Genomic DNA, 20895 nt, shown 5'->3' on the forward strand with positions numbered 1-20895 from the left:
CTACAAACAATGTTTCAGAATAAACAAACAGTCTATCCCATCTGTCGCCATGTGTAGCAGCAGCCCAATGGCAATAAGCCTTGTTCTTGGAAAAAACAGCAACAGGCAATATACCGCAATGGCCACCGGGCTATGGAGCGGGTGAAAGCCTATACTGCAGCGGCAGGGATCGTAGATAGGCCTGGCCAGCAGATGATCCGCATCCACCAGCATGGTGGCCAGCATGATGAGGTAGGCTTTTAGCCAGGTTTTCCGGTAAAAAAACCAGGCGATGAAGACCGGGAATATGAAATGAAGGAAATAATGAATAAACTGTTGCATAACCGTAAATAAAAAGGCCGCAAACGCGGCCTTTTCTTATTGGCATCAAATGTAATACATTCCGGTTGTATGTTTTACTGTTGAGCGCCTGCTACCGGTTCCACATAATTGAGGGATACGGAATTAATACAGTAGCGCAGGCCGCTGGGCGGGGGACCGTCCGGGAATACATGGCCCAGGTGGGCGTCGCAGGTATTACACATCACCTCTACCCTCACCATTCCATAAGACTCATCTTTTTCGTATTTGATGGCATTCTCCTTTACAGGCTGTGTAAAACTGGGCCAGCCGGTACGGGAATCAAATTTTATGCTTGAATCAAAAAGCTCGGTATCGCAGCAGATACAGCTGTATTTGCCCGGTTCATAGCGGCTGCAGTGCTCTCCGCTGAATTTAGCTTCCGTACCCTTTTTGCGGGCTACCCGGAATTGCTCCGGCGTTAACAAAGCTTTCCATTCCGCATCTGTTTTTTCTACCCTGCGGTCCGGTGTGGGGTTTCCCTTACCGGCAAAATTCAACACATCATTCCAGTTAAGCATTGTTGTTTTTTTTAGCGGTTTTAGAATTTATTCACCTGTATAGTCGCGCTTTTTGTGCAATCCTGACAAAACGCGCCCTCCGGCAAACCAAAGCCCCTGTATGCCATTGGTATACAGGGGCTTTTATCGTTACTGGCCAGGGTGGCTTAGCTCAGTTTCCAGTCAGGCCGTATGAAGTGACAGGTATACCCATTTGGATGTTTGCGCAGGTAATCCTGGTGCTCCTCTTCGGCATCCCAAAAGTCACCGGCCGGTTTTACCTCTGTTACAATTGGGCCCGGCCATTTTTTAGACGCTGTCATTTCCGCGATCAACGCATTAGCGGTGTCCTTTTGTTCATCGCTCAGGTAAAAAATGGCGGAGCGGTAAGACATCCCTATATCATTACCCTGCCTGTTGCGGGTGGTAGGGTCATGAATCTGGAAGAAGAATTCCAGCAGCGTGCGGTATGATAGTTTATCCGTTTCAAATGTTACGGCAATACCTTCTGCATGCGTACCATGATTCCGGTAGGTGGCATTGGGCACATCGCCACCGGTATACCCCACCCTGGTGGCGGTAACGCCGGGCAGGTCACGGATCAGCTCTTCCACGCCCCAGAAACAACCTCCGGCCAAGATAGCTTTTTCAATACTCATATATTTCTCCCGTTTTTAGACTGCAAAGATAACCATTCGTTGTATACCGGATAGCTACGGCTTCTCCTGCTCACCGGATGGCGGTTTTAGCTCCAGCTCCCTTATTTTCTGCTCTAACTTACTGATATATTGCTGTTGCCGGGTAAATAGCTCCCGAACTTCAGATTCGCTGTACCGTGGCATAATATGCTGCTGGCAATTCCAGTCGTACGCCTGGATCTTAAAGATCATCATCCGTTCCGGTTTAAACCTGTAATCAGCGGGTTTCAGGTATTCGTACAACTGATCATCCTCTCCCAACGCTACAATGCTGGCTTTGGCATAGATCTTTAACCTGGCCCCGAGTGGGTAAGATACCAGGATCAGCGAGACGTTCGGGTTTTCAGTGATATTGCCAACGGATATATACTGACGGTTCCCGGAAAAGTCCACGATACCGATGGTGTCCCTGTCAATTACCTTAATAAAACCTTTGGGCCCTCCCCGGTGCTGGATATAAGGATATTCATTTTCTCCGAAGGAGGCCATATAAAAGCTGTCGCGTTCCCGGATAAATTCAATTTCAGCATCTGTTAACCCATCCACATATCTGAAGTTCTCCATGCGGGCATAGGCCGTGCGGCTGCCCCATTCCTCCTGCTGTTGTTTGATAGCGTCTGTAAACGCCAGTTGTGGGTAATTCATAACCAATATTTTAAACGACCGGATCGTTTGCTACTACAAATATACCGAACGATCGGTAAAATTAGAACATAAAAACCTATTTTCAGGTGGTTAGTACCATAAAAGCGTTGATTAGTGCCATGAGGAACAGTGAGGGGGATGGGATATTAGTAGCCATGGCGGGCTGGTTCATGCGGCTAATAAGGATGGGATCTTAGACAGCGATTGCTTAAAATAACCCGTTTCCCCGGTGGCGCCGGCCACTACCAATGAGCCCTGGATCAACAGGTTCACCTGTTTCGCCTTTTGCCGGGCCTTTTCCGGCGAGGCGCCCAGGTCGCGTGCAATAATTGTAAAACCTTCGGTCACCAGGTGGAAGCAGTTGCTTATACTGCCTTTAAAATCTTCCGCATCTGTGCCAACGGAGAGTGTTCTTAGCAGGCAATTATTAGCGCCTCCGTTATAAAGCTTATTAATAGCAGCTACTGTCTTTTTCAGGCGTATTTCCGGCTTTACATCTTTATCCTTTGCCACGGCAATGATATGCTGCCGGATCCAGGCGGCGACTATCTCCAGCATGCGCAGGGCCATTTGTTTTTTGCCAAGGGGGAAACGGTGGTACAGGCTGGCTTTTTTAAGCCCTGTGGCCTTTGCCAGCAGCTCCATGGACGCGCCGTCGTATCCCAGCTGGCTAAAAAGCTCAAACAGCTTCTGATCCAGGTCCCCTGATTCAATTTTTTGTGCACGCATAATTTACCGATTGTTCGGTAAAGGTAAAAATATCGTTTCAATCTGGTGCGCATCCTGGAATGCTCCCCGTGTTGCGTACTAAAAAAGGCGGCCACAAGAAACCTGCGACCGCCTTTTTATTGAAGGATCATTCCCTTAAAACTTATAGGATACCGTTCCCGTGAACTGGGCAGGCGGTATAGGATTAATGCTGTAGTTCTCGTGTACGTAGTAGTTATAAGTATTGGTAACGTTGGATACCTTGGCGATCAATCCAAAGCGCCCAACCGAATACCCGGCGCTGATATCCAGTGTAGAGAACCCGGGCACGGAGATAAGGCGGTTGTACTTCTGTGACTGCCCGATCGTATTGTTCCAACCGGAAAAGCGCTGGCCTATATAATAATAGCCCACGCCCAGCTTCAGTCCTTTGATCTTGTATTGCTGAAAAGTATAGAATACGCTGGCATTAGCAGTATGGTTAGGATTGCCAACCAACCGTTCGCCGGCTATGGAGCCACCGGTTGTGCCGGTAGTATTTTCTATGGTAATGTTATTATAGCTGTAACCGGCAACAACGTCCAGTCCGGCCACGGGATGGCCGGCAATATCCACTTCCACGCCGCGGCTCAGGGTTTCGCCGATGAGCGCCTTCAGATTGGTATTGTTATTTGGCGTCACCCCATCCTTCTGGAAAGGAGCGGTCTGCGAGTAGTTGTTGTTTTTGATACGGTAAGCGGTTACATTCACGGAAAGGCGGCCGCCCAGGAAATCATTTTTTACGCCTACTTCGTACTGATCAATAACAGACGGTTTCAGCGCATTGCTGTCTACGTCCAGGCCATTGTTTGGCGTAAAGGAGTTCGCATAACTGGCAAATACCGCCATGGTCTCAATGGGTTTATACACCAGGCCTACGCGGGGCGAAAAAGCATGATCGTATTTGGCGGCGGCCAGGGTGCTCACGTTGGTTTTATAATCCAGGGTCCTGGGCGCTTCGTTCTGCAGATAGGAGAAGCGTACGCCGGCCAGGAAATTAAGCTTGGGCGAAATACGCACCAGGTCCTGCACATAAGCGCCAAAACGGTTTACCGGAGTGGTTACGCTCCTGATCCTGCTGGCCTCCGGCATATCAGTACGGGGCGTATATAAGCCGGGCTGCAGGATGTTAATGGTGTCATATGCGGTTGGCTGGTTGTAGGAATAGGCCGCGGTATAGTATCTGTCGCCATCCACGCCGGCCAGTACATTATGCTCCAGGCCACCGGTCTTGAATTTACCGGTCAGGTCTGCCTGCGCCAGGTAGTAATCCTCGTTATTATAGGCCCTGTTCAAGGGGCGTCCCCATTTACCGGTTGCATCCGCCTGGATCCTCTCAACAGCATAATAGTCACGGTTATAATTCTGGTAAGAGAAGGTACCGCTTAATGACCAATTGCCATTTAACTGGTGTTTAATGGTAGCGCCGGCGGATGTTTGCCGGGTATGCGCATACTGCCAGGGCGTGCCAAAGAAGCTGTTACGGGGCAGGTCCGCTATTTTGGTGTTATCCAGGGAGCCGATGCCGAAGTCCGGCGTAAAGTCATGTTTCAGGTAATCGCCCTGTACCAGCAGCTCTGTGCGGTCGCTTAATTTGAATACCAGGGAAGGATTTACGTAATAGCGTTTGGAATGCACCTGGTCACGGTAGCTATCCGCCGTTTCGAAGGTACCGTTCACGCGGTAGGCTATTTTTGAAGTAAGGGGGCCATATACGTCAAAAGCAGGTTTAAACAGCCCATAGCTGCCGGCGCGTACATTCACTTCGCCGCCAAAATTGAATTTTGGCTGTTTAGTGACCATATTCATCACTGCGCCCGGGGCTACGTTACCATACAGGATGGCCGCGCTGCCTTTGAGTATCTCCACTTTTTCCAGGGAGCTCATTTCCGGCATTACGCCTGAGTTTACACGGGCGCCATTTTTAAACATATTGGTGCTGGAAAAACCATAGCCCCTGGCATTGAACGACTCCTGGGTGCCTGCCCTGGAAGAGGCCATGTACACGCCGTTCACATTCTTTACCACATCGCTCATACGCTGTACCTGCTGTTCTTCCAGCACTTCGTGGCCGATGATAGCCACTCCCTGCGGCAGGTCTATGGCTGGTACCGGCAGCTTACCGATACTGAGCGGCTTTTTATTGACCGTGCCGCTTTTGCTGCCATTGATTACAATTTCATTCAGCTGGCTGGAGGTGGCTTCCAGCGCAAATGTCACTTCTGTGGCCTGGTTGCTGTTCACCACAACTGTTTCATACAAGGTTTTAGTGCCGGTATGGGAGATCACCAGCACATAGTTGCCAGGTTTGATATTTTTCAGCACAAAAAGCCCGTCTTCGCCGGTGATGGCGCCTTTACGGGTATCCTTTATACCAATGGTAACATAGGGGGCTGGTTGTCCATCGGCAGAGCTGATCCTGCCTTTAATGGCCCCGGTTTGTGCAAATACAGTAAGGTGCGCTAATAAGAGTAAGCATAAGGTGTAGCAATAGTTCACTGGCTCAAATTTCCTGCAAAGGAAAGACACCCGGTCTGATTAGCCCGCTCCGATCGGGAAAAAAAGCGGCGGGAAAATGGCTTTTCTTTTTCCCGATCGGATCATCGCGCTTATTCATACTTTATGCTAAACCAGGAGAAACAGGCCGCCTCATTGGCCCCGCCTTGCTGCAACAATCCTGGCCGGGGGCTCCTATCCCACTGTTTCAAAAAGCGCCCATCCAGGAAATTGGCGTCGCTACCTGCCTGCGGCAGCTGCTGCCAGGCGCCGTTGCCCGTACGGTAAGAACATTGCAGCTGCCAGCCGTCTACCACCTTTATCTTCAGTTGCACTGGCGCAGCATCAGATAAGGTAATGCCTGGCAGCTCTTCCCGTTTGCCATCTGTCTCTTTCCATAGCAGCACCTGCTTATCTTTAACGCCAATGCCTGCGGTGGCCTTATCATCCCCATATATCACCAATCCTTTGAGCGCCGCATTGATATTTGCCACCTCCGTACTTATTTCATAGCTGGCCCTTAACGGTCTTAAACACAATGCCGTGCCGCTTGTATTGGGTTTTATGGCGTTGCCGGAAAGGTATAGTTTACCGCCATTCAGCTTTGCATCCGGCGTATAGGCACGGAAATTCCATTGCCAGTTAAATGAAAGTGTTGCACGCTCAAAATCATCCCGCCATTCCGGTGTGGCAGCATCGCCTGCCGAAGGGCTATTATCGTGTTTAAAATAAGGCCAGCCACTGGTTTTGTCCCAGAACAACTCGTCCAGCATGCCCTGGCGGCCGGTATATACGTTGTCTTTTACATTGTAAGCATGGTACAGGTAAAACCAGCGCTTATCATCCACCTTCACGGGCGTGCCATGGCCGGTGCACATCCAGCTGGTATTGCCGTGCAGGATGGGATTGGCGGGGTTTAATTCATAAGGGCCTTTCAGGGACTTTGACCTGGCCACCCGTACGTTATAATCGCAGGGTACGCCACAGCAGCCGCCTGCGGAATAGAGCAGGTAATAATAGCCGTTCCGTTTCACAATGCTTTGTCCCTCCATGCCTTTACGGGCGGTATCCTTCAGCAGGGAAAAAGGTTCGCCCTGTAAAGACAGCCCATCGGCAGACAAACGGGAACCCAGCAGCTCGATAGGCCGCTTATCCAGCCCGTAGGCTTTCCAGGTAATGTATAAACCGTCATCGTCCTTAAAAACAAAAGCGTCTATATCTTCTGTTCCCATGGTTATCAAGGGCCCTTTATCGGTGAAACCTTTAGCCGGATCATCCGTCACAGCTACCCCTATATAGGATACTTTTTGCTGGTTCCTGGCCGTGTAGTATACATAGAACTTGTCTTTGTAGTAATACAGCTCCGGCGCCCAAAACGAGGCGGTGGTCCATTCCGGCTTCTTTGAAAAGATATAGCCCAGCTGTTTCCAGTGCACCAGGTCTTTTGAGGTAAACAGCGGGTAGTGTGGCGCCCATTCTGAAGAGGTACCGGTGGCATAATAGGTATCGCCCACTTTTATAACAGAAGGATCCGGAAAATCGCCGGGGATAACGGGGTTGCTATAGGCCGGCGGCACAGCCGGTGAAGCGCCCTTGCCTCCCTGGTTAACCGCGGCGGCAGCAGTATTGGTTTGTGCGGCCGATGGTATGGCCGCGAGCAATAATAAAATAAGCCAGCTGTGTACGATGCGCATTCTCATAGTTAATGTTTTGCTAATAACCGGGTTCTGCTTCAGGCGTCCCTGATAGGCGTCTAATGTAGCCTGATCACAGGGAAACAGTTCGGATCTCCTGGCCATTATTCCAACAATATATGTATTGTGGCGCAAAACTGTATGCTCCGGTCACGGATCTGTTTTATTTCTCCCGAAAAAGGCTGTATACGGATCAGGGAACAACTATTCATAACGTAATGGATAAGCGGGCGATTCTTGCCCTATATTTTTTTACGCAACTGTTCCCGATCATCTGACGTGCTGAAACAAAAATTTTGAAATATTAAAATGCTCCCTATCTTTGTAAAACCAGAACAGACCAGACCAGAACATGTGATATGTCATAAGAGATTCCACCAGGTAATTTATTCACCGCCAAAATCAATGTTATGAAAAGGGGGACGTGATACCATTCGTTAGCAGTACGCATTCAAATTACTCCATGGCGAGATGGTTCCTTATCTATGCCGCGCCTGGCAGGTTCAAAAGCGGCCTGCGTCTGCCGCGGGGTGTTCGTATAAAGTGTTGCCAGTATGAACCCGCGCCAGCCAAGGGCCGTTTTGAATCCTGCCTGGCAATGCTGATAGGCCGGGGAGGACATATGGGAACACCAATGAAATGCGATATGAATCCGCGGCAGTCAAGATCGTTTTGAATCCTGCCTGGCAATGCTGATAGGCCGGGAGGACATATGGGAACACCAATGAAATGCGATAAGCCGTACGGCCAATACTTCCATCATCAAACAAATTCTGTTATGAAAAGATCAAAGTATAAAGGGTATCCTGTTGCCTGTACCTTCAGTGCGGGGCCCTTGTTTAACACGCTTATTTTCCTATGCTTTTTATTATGTAGTTATGTTATTTCTTTTGCGCAGGAGCAGACCCGCACTGTTAGTGGTAAGGTGCGGAATGATGTGGGAGAAGCCATTCCCGGCGCTACTGTTATGGAAAAGAATAGTAAGACCGGGGCTATTTCTGATAATGATGGCCATTATAGCATCCGGGTGTCTGGTAATGGCGCCGTGCTGGTGATCTCTGCTACTGGCTTTACGGCGGTTGAAGTGCCGGTAGGAGACAAACAAAGCGCGGATGTTACTTTACAGAATGAGAACAAGGCATTGACAGAAGTGGTGGTGATCGGTTACGGGACTAAAAGGCGCGCTAATCTTACTGGCGCTGTATCTGCGGTGACTGGTAAGGAGTTGCAGAAATCGCCGGCTGTTAATATCAGTAATTCACTGGCCGGACAGGTGCCGGGCCTGATCGCTAATACCCGTAGCGGCGAACCGGGTAATGATAATGCGGAGATCTTTGTACGCGGTAAGGCTACGCTGGGCGCCAGTGGCGCGCTGATAGTGATAGATGGCGTGCCGGACAGGTCTGGCGGATTTGCACGGTTAAACCCCGCAGATATTGAATCCATCTCTGTTATTAAAGACGCGACTGCGGCCATCTATGGCGCACGCTCCGCTAACGGTGTGATACTGGTGACCACCAAACGCGGGCAGTCCGGTACGCCGGTGCTTAGCTTCAGTACTAACTGGGGTTTTACGCAGCCTACACGTGTGCCTAAGATGCTGAATTCTTATGAGTATGCGGTGGCTACCAATGAATATGATGCGTTGCTGGGACAGCAAAAGACCTGGCCCGATGCGGATATCCAGTTGTTCAAAGATGGTACTGATCCGCTGGGGCATCCCAATACCAACTGGTGGGATGCTATTATGAAAACCTGGGCTATGCAGCAGAACCATGTTGTATCATTGAGCGGCGGCTCAGAAAAAGTGAAGTATTTTCTCTCCGGGCAATACCAGCACCAGGACGGTATTTACAAAGAAGATGCCGCCTATTACAAACAGGCGCAGGCCAGGGCGAATGTGGATGTGCAGGTGACCAACAATTTTAAGGTGGGCGTAGATGTGCTGTACCGCAATGAGTACCGTAATGCCGCCAAACCTGGTTATGATGCCGGCGGTATATTCCGGGAGCTGTGGCTGGCCTATCCTTACCTGGTGGCTACATATCCCAATGGTTTGGTAGGTCCGGGCATAGGCGGCGGCCCGGATAACAGCATGGTCTATATTACCAGCGGCGATGCAGGGTATCAGCGTTTCATTAACGATTACCTGCAAACAAAGGCCTCTTTTAGCTGGAACCTTTCCAGGATCACGGATGGCCTGTCGCTGGATGGTTATTATGCCTATGACCTTACGCTGAACCGGACCAAGGCATTTGTACAAACGCCGCCGCCGGTGTACCGCTATGATCCCACCACAAAGGACTATACCCGGATCGTTTCATCCATCACGCCTAACCTGGCAGAGCTGCGGGGCAATCTTTCGCAGAAATTGATGAACCTGCGCCTGAACTATAACAGGAAGTTCCGGGATCATGGAGTGGAGGCCTTTGTAGCCTTTGAGCGCTTCCAGGGATCAGCAGATACGCTGACGGCGTACCGCTCCAATTTCCTGAGCAACTCGCTGGACCAACTGTTTGCGGGCAGCCTTACGGGGCAGCAGAACGGTTCTATAGCCGCGCAGGCCGGGCGTATCAATTTCATTAGCCGTATCTCCTATAATTTCCGGAATAAGTACCTGCTGGATTATAATATGCGCTATGACGGTTCTCAGAATTTCCCGGAAGGCAAACGGTATGGTTTCTTTCCCGGGATCTCTGCCGCCTGGCGCATCTCTGAAGAACCCTTCTTCCGCTCTTCTTTTGTATCTGATCTGAAATTGCGGGCTTCGTGGGGCCGTACAGGTAATGACGCCGTATCTGCCTTTAACTATATTCAGACCTACCTGTTTGGCGAAGGATTTGGTTACTCGCTTGGCTCCGGCGCATCGCAGGTAAGCTCCCTTACCCTGGGGCCAACACCCAACAGGAATATTACCTGGGAAATAGCCAATACTACAGATATAGCGGTAGAGTCCCAGCTGCTGGGCGGCAAGATAGGGCTTAGCCTGGATTATTTCCGCTCTATGCGCAGCGGGATCCTTATCACGCGCGGCGAGTCAGTGCCCGGTTATACCGGTCTTATACTGCCTGCGGAGAACCTGGGGCGTGTGCTGAACAGGGGCATTGAAGTAGAAGCGTCTTATAATAACCGCGCGGGCAAGGATTTTTCTTATTCGATCCGTGGTAATATGACCTATGCGCACAATAAAGTGATCTTTATGGATGAAGCGCCGGACATTCCCGCCTATCAGCAGAAAACAAACCTGCCCGTTGATGGATGGTTCCTTTACCAGTCTGAAGGCATTTACCAGAACCAGCATGAGATAGATAACAGCCCGCACCCGGCTAACACGGCGCCCGGCGATATCCGTTATAAGGATGTAAACGGCGACAAACAGATCAACGGCCTGGATATGGTGCGGATGCCGCTGGTGAGGACGCCGGAGATCATATTTGGCACTTCCTTGAGCGGCAGCTGGCGGAATATTGACCTTACCATCTTCTTCCAGGGACAGGCCAGGGCCAGATCTTACCTGGCGCCTGCGGGGCTGAATATGGCGGAGGAGTTCTTTGATGGCCGCTGGCAAAAAGAAGGCGATAACAAATACCCGCGGAATTTTAACGGACCTACCGGCAGGACCTTTGGCGTAAATACTTTGCCTTCTGATTTCTGGTTACGCAATGCCGCTTTTGTGCGATTGAAGAACGTGGAGATCGGTTACAATTTCCCCTCTTCCCTGCTGAGCAAAGCGAAGATCCAGGGCGCCAGGGTGTATGTGAATGGCAGCAACCTGTTCTCCATTGATAAGTTTGGGCCTTCTTACGATCCGGAAATACCTGTTGATAACGGCTATTATTATCCGCAGCAGCGGATAATCAACATTGGCGCAAACCTTAGTTTCTAACGGTAACAAATCATCAGTATGAAAAAACATTTCACTCAATTATATGCAGCTGTTTGTATACTGGCGGCCAGCCTGTTGTTTGGGGCCTGTAAGGATACGCTGGACCTGAAACCGCAGAATGCTTATTCTGAAAACGATGTATGGAGCGATCCCAAGTTGACGGAGGTCTTTGTGAACGGTATCTATGACCGGGCCGTGCTGGCTTATAAGGATGCCGGATTTGGCTGGGCCGCACAAACGGATGAGCTGTATGGTAATTTTAACTGGACCAATGAGAATATATATGTGCGAGGCGAAGCAACGCCGGACAACCAGACAGATGGCTCCCTGAATAACTGGAACAGCCTGTATACTGCTGTGCGTTACTGCAATACTTTTTTTGCCAATATTGATAAAGTGGACTCCAGCGGCAACGGGGACCTGATCCGCCGTATGAAAGGGGAAGTATACTTTTTACGCGCCATGAGTTATTTTGAGCTATTGAAACGTTTTGGGGGCGTGGTGCTGATCACCAAAGTGTATGATGTAACTGATAATACGTTTGACGAAAAACGGGCTACCTGGCAGGAGACCAAAGATTTTATACTGGCGGATATTGGTCAGGCAGTACAGTTGCTGCCAGCCAACCAGGCCAATGATGCAGATAAAGGCCGGGCTACCGCAGGCGCCGCACTGGCCCTTAAATCCCGTTTGCTGTTGTATGCTGCCAGTCCATACTTTAATAAAAGCAATGACCAGCAATTATGGCGGGATGCCAGGGACGCCGCCAAAGCGGTGATCGATTATAACGGTAAGATGTACAGCCTGTATGGCAATGCCGCAAACGGCACCTATAACAAGACCTTCCTTGATCTCTTTAACCCGGAAGTGATCTTTGGCCGGGTATTCAGCGGCCTGGTAAAGGCAGACCGGTACAATACCGTAAGCCGCGATCTTAGCCCCAACGGGTATGACGGGTACAGCGCGTACAATGTGATACAACAAATGGTAGATGAGTTTGAGATGGCAGACGGCAGCGCATTCAGCTGGAACAATCCCGCCCAGGCGCAAAACCCCTATACCAACCGCGAGCCCCGTTTTTATGCCGATGTGCTAGCCAATAACCAGCTGTTCAAGGGCCGGCTTACACAATTCTATGAAGGGGGCGACGACTCGCCACAAAGCCCATTCTCCCCCTGGAACGCTTCTAAAACACGTTATTGTGTGCGGAAGATGGTGGATGAAAATACAGACTGGAAGAAACAGGAATTTGCCACATCACAATGGGTGGTATTCCGTTTATCAGAAATCTACCTTAACTATGCAGAAGCCTGCGCCGCACTGGGCGAATACGGAGAGGCCCGCAGCTACCTGGATATGCTGCGGCAGCAGAAGGCCGGTCTGCCGGCCGTAACAGCGGCAGATGCAGCACTGATGGATAGGATCCGGCATGAGCGCAGGATAGAGCTTTGTTTTGAAGGGCACCGTTATTTTGACATCCGGCGATGGGGTATTGCTGAAGTGGGATCCGAAGACGCCAAAGGGGTGATCATCACCAAACAGGCGAATGGCAGCTTCACCTACCAACAGACAACGGTAGAGGAAAGGACCTGGACGCCCGGCTTCTATTTCTATCCCATTCCACGCACGGAGATCCAGAAGAACCCGAATATTACACAGAACCCGGACTATAATTAACAGCGGAACAGGGCCGGATGGCAGCACATACATCCGGCCCTGTTATATTGATAACAGCAATTTTTTCATGATGATCAGATCCCTGTTGTTACTTGTTTTTATACAGCTTTCATTTAGGTTATATGCCCAACATGGGCCGGTGGTTTTTCATTCCTCCAACAAAGCGCTGGAAGCAGCTTTTAACTGGGCGCAGCAAACGGCCTTATCCTACCAGGGACGCCCGGGCGATCCCGTTGGTCCGTGGTATGAATCCGCTTTGCCGCCAAGATCTGCTTTCTGTATGCGCGATGTGTCCCATCAATGCATTGGCGGGGAGATACTGGGGTTGGCGGCGGCTAACAAAAACATGCTGACCTTGTTTGCCAAAAACATTTCTGCTGAGAAGGACTGGTGCTCTTACTGGGAGATGAATAAACACGGCGTACCTGCGCCGGAGGACTACCGCAATGACAAGGAGTTCTGGTACAACCTGAACGCCAATTTTGATATACTGAATGCCTGCTGGCGTATGTACCTGTGGACGGGGGATAAAAGCTATATCAACGATCCTGTATTCCGCCGCTTCCATGATAAAAGCGTGCAGGAGTACATCCATACCTGGGTACTGCAGGCAGACTCCCTGCTAGCGCGGCCGGCCTATCCCAATGCCCCGCAGCCTTTTAATGAGCAGGACGCTTTTCATCGTTGCCGGGGGCTGCCCTCTTATTCTGAGGGCGTACCGCACCTAAAAATGGGCGTGGACCTGGTAGCTGCGTTGTACCGCGGCCTGGAAACCTATGCCAGCATACTAGCCGCCAACGGGCAGGCAAAAGAGGCGGCAACCTACCGGCATAAAGCGGAACAATACCGCCGCCATATAGAAGATACATGGTGGGATGCCAGCGCAGAACGTTACAACACCCATATTACCCGCGACGGCGCTTTTGGCAAAGGGGAAGGAGAAACGTTCCTTCTCTGGTTCGATGCCCTGCAGGACAGCACCCGTGCCCGCCATACCGTAGAGCACCTGGTATCCAATGACTGGAATGTAGAGAACCAATCCTATTTTCCGGTGGTGCTTAGCCGTTATGGCTATTATGACCAGGCCCTGCGTTATATCCTGCACCTGGCGGATACCGGTACGGAACGCCGGGAGTACCCCGAAGTATCTTTTGGCGTAGTGGAAGGGGTTATACAGGGGCTGATGGGCATAGACGCAGACGCGCAGCACCAACGGGTAAGCACCTTATTTAACGGGCCTGCAGCGGATACGCTAACGGCAGCCAACATTCCCCTGCTGGCCGGCCATATCACGGTATGCGAATATAAAAACGGCGCTACCCTGGAACATCATGGCAGCAAGCCTATTGTATGGCGGGTGAAATTTACCGGACAGCACGCCTATATCAAAGCCGGCGGCAGAAAGCTGAAAACATTGCAGGAACGGGATAAACGCGGTAAATTTATCTCCTTTGCAGACGTACCGCTGCAACCAGGCATGGTGATGACCGCGTTGGTGGATTAAAATTATAACCTGATGGAAAACGTATTTGAAAAGATAAAGGAGCTCGAAGAAGTATCCGCCTACTCCAAGCATGACCGCCTGGTGCAGGGGATCATCAATGCCATTAATGAAGACGTGCTGAAGAGGGATGATGCGCTGCCCTCCGTTAATACTATGATCCGGGAGCTGAAGTTTTCGCGGGAAACGATCGTGAAGGGATACAAGGAGCTGGTAAGCAGGGGCATCATAGAATCCAATTACCGGCTGGGTTATTTTGTGGCTAATGGCAATACAGAGCAGATCATGAAGGTGGCCCTGCTGATGTATAACCTGGATACGTTTGAAGAGCAGTTTTACCGCAATTTCCGGCAGCAGCTGGGTAAAGGGGTAGACCTGAACATCTTCTTCCACCACGGCAATATCGAGATCTTTGAGACCATCCTGCAACAGATCAAGGGCAAGTATGGCATGTATGTGGTGGCGCCCATCCCCCACCCTAAGACCAGGGAGCTGCTGGAAGCCATTCCCCGTAATAAATTCCTGATGTTTGACCGCTATGAGCCGCTGGAGGGCGAGTTCAACTATATTACCCAGGAGTTTGAACAGGCCTCGTACAACGCCTTCAAACAGCTGGCCAAGGCCATTAAACAATTTGATGAAATGATCTTCCTGCATTCTGACCAATCACTGGACCCCAGGGAGATCGTGAAGGCCTTTAAAAAATTCCTGAAGGACTTTAAGATGAAAGGCCGGATCATCCCTGAGTTTACCGCTGGTATGGTGGAAAAAGGCAAGGTGTATTTTACGCTGGACAACTTTGCCATGTGGGAGATACTGAAGGAATGCGAGCGGAAGAAATTACAGCCGGGTAAAGATGTGGGCCTCCTGTCCCATAACGATGAACCGGCCAAGGAGTTTGTAGGCATCACCACCTACTCCACCGATTTTGCGCTGATGGGCAAAACAGCCGGTCAGGCGGTCATAACCCGGGAAAAGATCCAGCAAGTGATACCCACGGTGCTGGCCAAACGAAAGACACTATAAAAGACGCAGATGAGATATTTACTGACCTGGCTGCTGTTAGCGGCTACCTACCCATTGCATGCCCAGTTAAAATGGCAACTGTTACCCGACGGAGGAATTGGATGGCAGATCAAAAATGGCGAGATCCATGCAGACCATATAGAGATGAGCGGTAAAAGGATCTCCGCTATTATCTACTACGGAAAAGACAGTACGGGCGGGTTGCTGCTGAAACGGAAGCTTGTTTTCCCCATGCTGCGCACTATTCCCAATAATACCCGTGGCAGCCTGATACGGACCTTTGAACAGCATATCATTGATTCCGTAAAATCCGATGGCGCTTACCTGCATGAAGTACCGCAATCATTTTATATAAAAGGTTACCTGCAATCTGAAAGCAGCGCCGGCAACGGTATTACCATCACCCGGCAAATATTCCCATCTACAGAGAAAGCGGCCTATATAGAAAAGTATACACTTTCCAATACCGGGAAAAAGCCTGTCATGATAAACATCCCCATGCAGGACACCAGTATGGTAACGGATGCCAGTAAAGGCGTGTATGGCGCCTACACGCTGAATTACCGGGTATATGATGGCGGTTCCTTTACATTGCAGCCGGGGGAGCAACATGCGTTTGCCGTGGTGATCTCTGCCTATAAAGCCAGCGAGGGGCCTTATTTCTTCTCCGCCGCTTATGAGCTGGAAAAAAGGAAAGCGCTGGTAGCGCAACTGGGACATTCGCTGGTGCTGGAAACGCCCAATGATACCATCAACCGGATGTTTGGCTTTGCCAAGATACGGGCGGCGGAAAGCATTTTTGATACTAAACAGGGCCTGATGCATGCGCCGGGCGGCGGCGACTATTATGCCGCCATCTGGGCCAATGACCAGGCAGAGTATGTGAATCCCTTTTTCCCTTTCCTGGGATACCCGGAGGGCAATGAATCTGCCAGGAACGCTTTCCGGCTGTTTGCCGGGTATATGAATGATGATTACAAACCTATCCCCAGTTCCATTATTGCAGAAGGTACGGGCACCTGGCATGGCGCCGGCGACCGCGGCGACCAGGCCATGATCGCCTATGGCGCTTCGCTGTTTGCATTATACTCCGCCGATACCACCACGGCTAAACGCCTGTGGCCCCTGATCTCCTGGTGTAATGAATACCTGCGCCGCCACACTACCCCGGAGGGCGTGATCACCTCTGACTCTGATGAGCTGGAAGGCCGGTTCAAAGCCGGTAAGATCAATCTCTCCACCAACGTGCTGGCTTACGGCGCTTATGTATATGCCTCCCGGCTGGCCGCCACACTGGGATTGCAGCCAGTCTCCCAACAGCTGCGGCAGGCAGCGGTACAGTTAAGGAAAGACATTGAGCGTTATTTTGGCGCTACGGTAGAAGGTTATCCTACCTACCAGTATTACGATGGCAATACGGTACTGCGCTCCTGGATCTGTATCCCCCTGGTGATGGACATTTTTGAGCGAAAAGCGGGCACGGTACGGGCGTTGCTCTCTCCCCGGCTGTGGACAAAAAACGGCATATTAACGGAGGCAGGTTCCAAAACCTTCTGGGACCGGTCTACCCTGTATGCTTTCCGCGGTATGCTGCGCGCCGGCATGGTAGATACCACCCTGCCCTATCTTAAATACTACTCCGCCCAACGGCTGCTGGGCAACCATGTGCCCTATGCGATAGAGGCATGGCCGGAAGGCGACCAGCGGCACCTGGCAGCAGAAAGCGGGTTGTATTGCCGGGTGATCACGGAAGGGCTGTTTGGGTTTGATCCGGTGAGCTTTAATGCTTTTTATATTTGTCCGCGGATGCCTAAGGAGTGGAATCAAATGGCCTTACGGAACATCCGGGCCTTTAACCGGGATTTTGATATAACGGTTAAACGGCGCGCCAGCCAATACAGCATCCAGGTCCTGTCTGGCGGACGGGTGATCAAAACCATACCATGGGACGGGAGGAACCCGGTAAGGGTGGATTTTTAAATATTTCTGTTAACTTCCGTGTTGTATGAATGCAACAACACTCCTTACCTTTTTACTGATAACGGGTACGATTGGTGTTATATCCTGGTACCAGACAAGAAAGGAGCGGCTTAACACGATCGTGGGTTTTTTCCTGGCCAACCGCAACCTGGGTTTTATTGCGGTAGGCAGCGGCCTGCTGTTTGCCAATATCAATACGGTGCTTTTTGTGGGCGAGAATGAGCTGGTGTATGCTAATAATATGAGCGTAATAGGTTGGGGCATGACCTCCGTAGCCGCTATGCTGATCGTATCTGAATTCATTATGCCCATTTACCTGCGCACGGGTATAGCCACTACGCCTGATTACCTGGAGCGGCGGTATGACAGCAGCGTGAAGCGTATTGTTTCGCTCATTTTCCTGGTTAACTATATTGTAAACCTGTTGCCATCTGTATTATATGGCGGAGCGGTGGCGTTTAACGGTTTATTCCATTTTTCTGATCATTACGGTATCAGCTACTGGAGCAGTATATGGATCCTGGTATGGATCATGGGCACAGTAGGCGGGCTGTATTGTTTACTGGGCGGGCTGCGGGCCATTGCGGTCTCAGACGTGCTGTTAGGCGCCGCTATGTTTACCGGGGGCATCCTGCTGCCCTGGTTTGGCCTGCGTTACCTGGGGCACGGCAACATCAGCGAAGGGCTGGCCGTGATACTATCCTCCAAAACGGAGCATATGCGGGTGATGGGCGGCCCCAAAGATTCCGTGCCTTTCAGCACGCTTTTTACCGGTATGTTACTGGTAAACCTTTATTACTGGGGCACGGAACAATATATTGTACAACAGGTACTGGGCTCCCGCAACCTGGCTGTTTGTCAGAAAGGTATTGCGCTGGCCTGTTTTGGAAAGATACTCTCTCCCCTGCTCATTAATATTCCCGGGCTGATAGCCGTACATATGTACAGCAGCCTGCATAATACGGCCGAAGTATTTCCCAGGATGGTGAGCGATGTATCGCCGCCGGTGTTTGTGGGTTATATGGCGGCCATCCTGTTTGGGGCCACTTTTACCACTTACAATGCAGGGCTTAACAGCGCCAGCACCCTGTTTATACTGAATGTATACAAACCCTGGCTGGAAAAACAGCAGCGTATGGCAGACGACCGGCAGCTACTGCGTGTTGCCAAACGGTTTGAGCTGAGCATTTGTTTACTGGCCATGTTTATTGCCCCTTTTATCATTTTTGCGAAGGGCGGCTTTTATAACTACCTGCAAATGGTAGGCGGGTTCTTTAGCGTGCCTATCTTCACTATTTTGCTGGTGGGGTTCCTGACCCGGCGGGTGCCGCCGCTGGCGGCCAAGGTGGGGCTGGCTTTTTTTATCCTATCCTACGGGTTTACGCAAACGGTATTTCCTACCGGGTTACATTTCCTGCATGTGCTGGCTATCCTGTTTGTGATCACCTGTGTGATCATGCTGGTCATTGGGCGTATTTATCCTTTGCCTGTGCCGTATGTACCGGTGGTGAGCAATGTGGTGGATGTAGCGCCCTGGAAAGGGCGGCATGTATGGACAGTGGCGTTGCTGGCGATGATGGTGGGGGTGTATGTGTTGTTTACGCTGGCCAGCCGGGCATAGTAAGCGGCTATAACTCTACGGCCGGGTCCCAGAACAGGGTCTTAAAATCAATGATCTTATCTCCTTTTACCACTACACCTTCTTTTTCGAGCGCCTGCTTACGGCCATCCTGGTGCCCGCCTGATAAACGGCCCGCGCTGTTGACCACCCGGTGGGCCGGATACGCCTTGCCGTTGCTGGCTGATACGCCCATAGCATGGCCTACCATCCTGGGATTGGGCACGCCCAGCACCTTAGCTACCGCGCCGTATGAAGTTACCCGGCCTTTGGGGATATGTCTTACCAGGTCATGGATAAGATCCACCATTGAGACTGGCTCATCTTTTTTCCCGGATGGTTTTACGGGCATTAACCGTTCTTTCATAGCAGCTGTACTGCCGGTCTTATTATTTTTTGAAATGGCCATGTTTCCGATATTTTAAGCAGGTACTGCCTGTTTGCGATGATGGCAAAAGATAAGCAATTCCCAAAAGTATTTAAAAACGAGTATATTAGTTCCAAATGCCCGGAGCCGGGTTATGGTGAGCGATGATACAACAATTCAATCAAGAGAACTTCCAGCAGATATGTGACCAATTAGCTACTACAGATGATGATCTGGCGATGATCCTGCAAACGCACCGTTATCCGCCCATGTGGACCAGGACTAACAGTTTTGAGACCCTTGTTCATATTATACTGGAGCAACAGGTATCCCTGGCTTCTGCGCTGGCTGCCCTGAATAAGCTGAAAGAACGGTTACAGGAGGTGACGCCGGCCAGGTTCCTGGCGTTGACTGATGAGGAGTTAAAAGCTTGTTATTTCAGCCGTCAGAAAACGATCTATACCAGAGGTCTGGCAATGGCGCTGGCGGACGGCAGCCTGGATCTTAACATGCTGGCGCAATTGCCTGACGACGCGGTAAGGGCAAAACTGATCACACTAAAGGGCATTGGCAACTGGACGATTGATGTGTACCTGATGTTTGTATTACAGCGCACCGATATATTCCCGATTGGGGACCTGGCAGCCGTTAACGCCCTTAAACGGCTTAAGAAGCTGCCGAAAGATACACCCAGGGAACGCCTGCTGGAAATAGCGGCCGGCTGGCAGCCCTACCGGTCTGTGGCCACCATGATGCTCTGGCATTTGTACCTGTCATCACCCATGCGGGAGAAGTTGTCACAGTTTTAAAAAACGTGCGTCTAACCTTAAAAATTCGTTTTATGTACCCATTTGCAGCACAGTACGACGAAACTAAGGACCGGTCACTGATAGAGCAGGTATATGCCGGCTCCCGGGAGGCCGCTGAACAGCTGGTGCGGTTACATCAGCGGTTTATTTACAACCTGGCGCTGAAACTGGTGCGCGATGCAGACGATGCCGCTGACCTTACGCAGGAAGTGCTGATCAGGATGCTGACCCGGCTGCACCAGTTCGAGTTTAAAAGCAGCTTCCGCACCTGGTTGTACCGGATGGTCATGAACCATTTCCTGAGCGCCCAGCGTAAGAAAGCCGAAAAAGATATCCATTCCTTTGAGGAACTGGGCGTTGTGTGTGAAGAGCTGCATTCCGGAGAAGATATGACCGCCGCCGAGCGGGACGAATACCGGGAACAGATCATAGACGTGCGTAACAGATGCATGGCCTCTACCCTGCTATGCCTGGACCGCGAGCAGCGCATTATATTGATCCTTGGGGCGATATTCAACCTGAAATCACCTGTAGCGGCGCAATTACTGGATATAACCCCGGAGAATTTCCGTAAACAGCTATCCCGCGCCAAACATGATCTGTTCCAGTTCATGGATAACAAATGTGGACTCATCAATCCCAACAATCCCTGCCGTTGTCATAAAAAGACCAAAGGATTTATCAAAGAAGGCAAGGTAGATGCGGTTACCCGGCAGTTCACCCCTGATGCCCTGGAAAGCATTGGCGCCCTGGTAGGCCTAAAGAACAAGGAGCTTGACCAGTTAATGGAGGGTAAGTATCTAAGTTTGTTCACCGCGCAACCGTATGAGCCCATGCCGGAAGAAGATAAACTGATCGCCTCCCTGCTAATGGACCCCAATGTAAAGGCTTTATTCCTGCTGAACCAATAAC

The 20895-nt window shown here is 50.7% G+C and carries 16 protein-coding genes; 8 read left to right on the plus strand and 8 right to left on the minus strand.

Translation table 11 applies throughout. The annotated features are described in order from the left end of the window. The 7 genes from F0L74_RS08765 to F0L74_RS08795 all read right to left on the minus strand — a co-directional run bounded on the left by F0L74_RS08765 (nt 1) and on the right by F0L74_RS08795 (nt 7125). A complete protein-coding gene (locus F0L74_RS08765; protein WP_149837487.1) occupies nt 1-321 on the minus strand; it encodes a DUF6122 family protein in 321 nt (106 codons plus the stop codon). A 74-nt stretch (nt 322-395) separates the two neighbouring features. After that, the gene (msrB, locus tag F0L74_RS08770; RefSeq protein WP_149837488.1) at nt 396-860 is read right to left on the minus strand and encodes a peptide-methionine (R)-S-oxide reductase MsrB; all 465 of its coding nucleotides are present in this window, start codon (nt 858-860) and stop codon (nt 396-398) included. Nucleotides 861-1006: 146 nt separating this feature from the next. Next, nucleotides 1007-1498: a peptide-methionine (S)-S-oxide reductase MsrA gene (msrA, locus tag F0L74_RS08775; protein WP_149837489.1), complete on the minus strand. Its 492-nt coding sequence runs from the start codon at nt 1496-1498 to the stop codon at nt 1007-1009. 54 nt (nt 1499-1552) lie between these two features. After that, nucleotides 1553-2182, minus strand: coding sequence for a pyridoxamine 5'-phosphate oxidase family protein (locus tag F0L74_RS08780; RefSeq protein WP_149837490.1), 630 nt, complete (start codon nt 2180-2182; stop codon nt 1553-1555). Nucleotides 2183-2350: 168 nt separating this feature from the next. After that, a complete protein-coding gene (locus F0L74_RS08785) occupies nt 2351-2911 on the minus strand; it encodes a TetR/AcrR family transcriptional regulator (RefSeq protein ID WP_149837491.1) in 561 nt (186 codons plus the stop codon). A 135-nt stretch (nt 2912-3046) separates the two neighbouring features. Further along, nucleotides 3047-5428: a TonB-dependent receptor gene (locus tag F0L74_RS08790; RefSeq protein ID WP_246197664.1), complete on the minus strand. Its 2382-nt coding sequence runs from the start codon at nt 5426-5428 to the stop codon at nt 3047-3049. A gap of 110 nt (nt 5429-5538) precedes the next feature. After that, nucleotides 5539-7125 carry a family 43 glycosylhydrolase gene (locus F0L74_RS08795; protein ID WP_188315922.1) on the minus strand — a complete coding sequence of 529 codons (1587 nt, stop codon included), beginning with the start codon at nt 7123-7125 and terminating at the stop codon, nt 5539-5541. A gap of 772 nt (nt 7126-7897) precedes the next feature. Between F0L74_RS08795 and F0L74_RS08800 the strand changes: the two genes are divergently transcribed. From F0L74_RS08800 to F0L74_RS08825, 6 genes are all read left to right on the plus strand, one after another. After that, nucleotides 7898-11005: a SusC/RagA family TonB-linked outer membrane protein gene (locus F0L74_RS08800; protein WP_188315923.1), complete on the plus strand. Its 3108-nt coding sequence runs from the start codon at nt 7898-7900 to the stop codon at nt 11003-11005. Between the two features lie 18 nt (nt 11006-11023). After that, entirely contained in the window at nt 11024-12682 is a 1659-nt protein-coding gene (locus F0L74_RS08805; RefSeq protein ID WP_149837495.1) for a RagB/SusD family nutrient uptake outer membrane protein, read from the plus strand. A 67-nt stretch (nt 12683-12749) separates the two neighbouring features. Continuing rightward, nucleotides 12750-14186, plus strand: coding sequence for a hypothetical protein (locus tag F0L74_RS08810; RefSeq protein WP_149837496.1), 1437 nt, complete (start codon nt 12750-12752; stop codon nt 14184-14186). Between the two features lie 12 nt (nt 14187-14198). Next, complete coding sequence (locus tag F0L74_RS08815) at nt 14199-15209, plus strand: GntR family transcriptional regulator (RefSeq protein ID WP_149837497.1); 1011 nt, start codon at nt 14199-14201, stop codon at nt 15207-15209. 9 nt (nt 15210-15218) lie between these two features. After that, nucleotides 15219-17189, plus strand: coding sequence for a glucosidase family protein (locus tag F0L74_RS08820; protein ID WP_149837498.1), 1971 nt, complete (start codon nt 15219-15221; stop codon nt 17187-17189). Between the two features lie 25 nt (nt 17190-17214). Beyond that, entirely contained in the window at nt 17215-18810 is a 1596-nt protein-coding gene (locus F0L74_RS08825) for a solute:sodium symporter family transporter (RefSeq protein WP_149837499.1), read from the plus strand. Nucleotides 18811-18817: 7 nt separating this feature from the next. On the opposite strand, the gene F0L74_RS08830 is transcribed toward F0L74_RS08825, so the two are convergent. After that, nucleotides 18818-19216, minus strand: a complete 399-nt coding sequence (locus F0L74_RS08830) for an MGMT family protein (RefSeq protein ID WP_246197665.1) — start codon at nt 19214-19216, stop codon at nt 18818-18820. Between the two features lie 122 nt (nt 19217-19338). Here F0L74_RS08830 and F0L74_RS08835 point away from each other — a divergent pair, with 122 nt between their 5' ends. Together F0L74_RS08835 and F0L74_RS08840 are read left to right on the plus strand one after the other, a co-directional pair. Further along, nucleotides 19339-19983 carry a DNA-3-methyladenine glycosylase family protein gene (locus F0L74_RS08835; RefSeq protein ID WP_149837500.1) on the plus strand — a complete coding sequence of 215 codons (645 nt, stop codon included), beginning with the start codon at nt 19339-19341 and terminating at the stop codon, nt 19981-19983. 32 nt (nt 19984-20015) lie between these two features. Then, nucleotides 20016-20894: an RNA polymerase sigma factor gene (locus F0L74_RS08840; protein WP_149837501.1), complete on the plus strand. Its 879-nt coding sequence runs from the start codon at nt 20016-20018 to the stop codon at nt 20892-20894. Nucleotide 20895 lies beyond the last annotated feature (1 nt).

It is taken from the genome of Chitinophaga agrisoli (assembly GCF_008386695.1).
GTDB classification, from domain to species: domain Bacteria; phylum Bacteroidota; class Bacteroidia; order Chitinophagales; family Chitinophagaceae; genus Chitinophaga; species Chitinophaga agrisoli.

Bases quoted from the DNA above. Each gene is read 5' to 3' on its own strand.
- F0L74_RS08795 (WP_188315922.1), bottom strand. From the start codon at position 7,125: ATGAGAATGCGCATCGTACACAGCTGGCTTATTTTATTATTGCTCGCG.
- F0L74_RS08800 (WP_188315923.1), top strand. From the start codon at position 7,898: ATGAAAAGATCAAAGTATAAAGGGTATCCTGTTGCCTGTACCTTCAGT.
- F0L74_RS08815 (WP_149837497.1), top strand. From the start codon at position 14,199: ATGGAAAACGTATTTGAAAAGATAAAGGAGCTCGAAGAAGTATCCGCC.
- msrB (WP_149837488.1), bottom strand. From the start codon at position 860: ATGCTTAACTGGAATGATGTGTTGAATTTTGCCGGTAAGGGAAACCCC.
- F0L74_RS08780 (WP_149837490.1), bottom strand. From the start codon at position 2,182: ATGAATTACCCACAACTGGCGTTTACAGACGCTATCAAACAACAGCAG.
- F0L74_RS08765 (WP_149837487.1), bottom strand. From the start codon at position 321: ATGCAACAGTTTATTCATTATTTCCTTCATTTCATATTCCCGGTCTTC.
- msrA (WP_149837489.1), bottom strand. From the start codon at position 1,498: ATGAGTATTGAAAAAGCTATCTTGGCCGGAGGTTGTTTCTGGGGCGTG.
- F0L74_RS08835 (WP_149837500.1), top strand. From the start codon at position 19,339: ATGATACAACAATTCAATCAAGAGAACTTCCAGCAGATATGTGACCAA.
- F0L74_RS08820 (WP_149837498.1), top strand. From the start codon at position 15,219: ATGAGATATTTACTGACCTGGCTGCTGTTAGCGGCTACCTACCCATTG.
- F0L74_RS08825 (WP_149837499.1), top strand. From the start codon at position 17,215: ATGAATGCAACAACACTCCTTACCTTTTTACTGATAACGGGTACGATT.
- F0L74_RS08785 (WP_149837491.1), bottom strand. From the start codon at position 2,911: ATGCGTGCACAAAAAATTGAATCAGGGGACCTGGATCAGAAGCTGTTT.
- F0L74_RS08830 (WP_246197665.1), bottom strand. From the start codon at position 19,216: ATGGCCATTTCAAAAAATAATAAGACCGGCAGTACAGCTGCTATGAAA.
- F0L74_RS08805 (WP_149837495.1), top strand. From the start codon at position 11,024: ATGAAAAAACATTTCACTCAATTATATGCAGCTGTTTGTATACTGGCG.
- F0L74_RS08810 (WP_149837496.1), top strand. From the start codon at position 12,750: ATGATGATCAGATCCCTGTTGTTACTTGTTTTTATACAGCTTTCATTT.
- F0L74_RS08840 (WP_149837501.1), top strand. From the start codon at position 20,016: ATGTACCCATTTGCAGCACAGTACGACGAAACTAAGGACCGGTCACTG.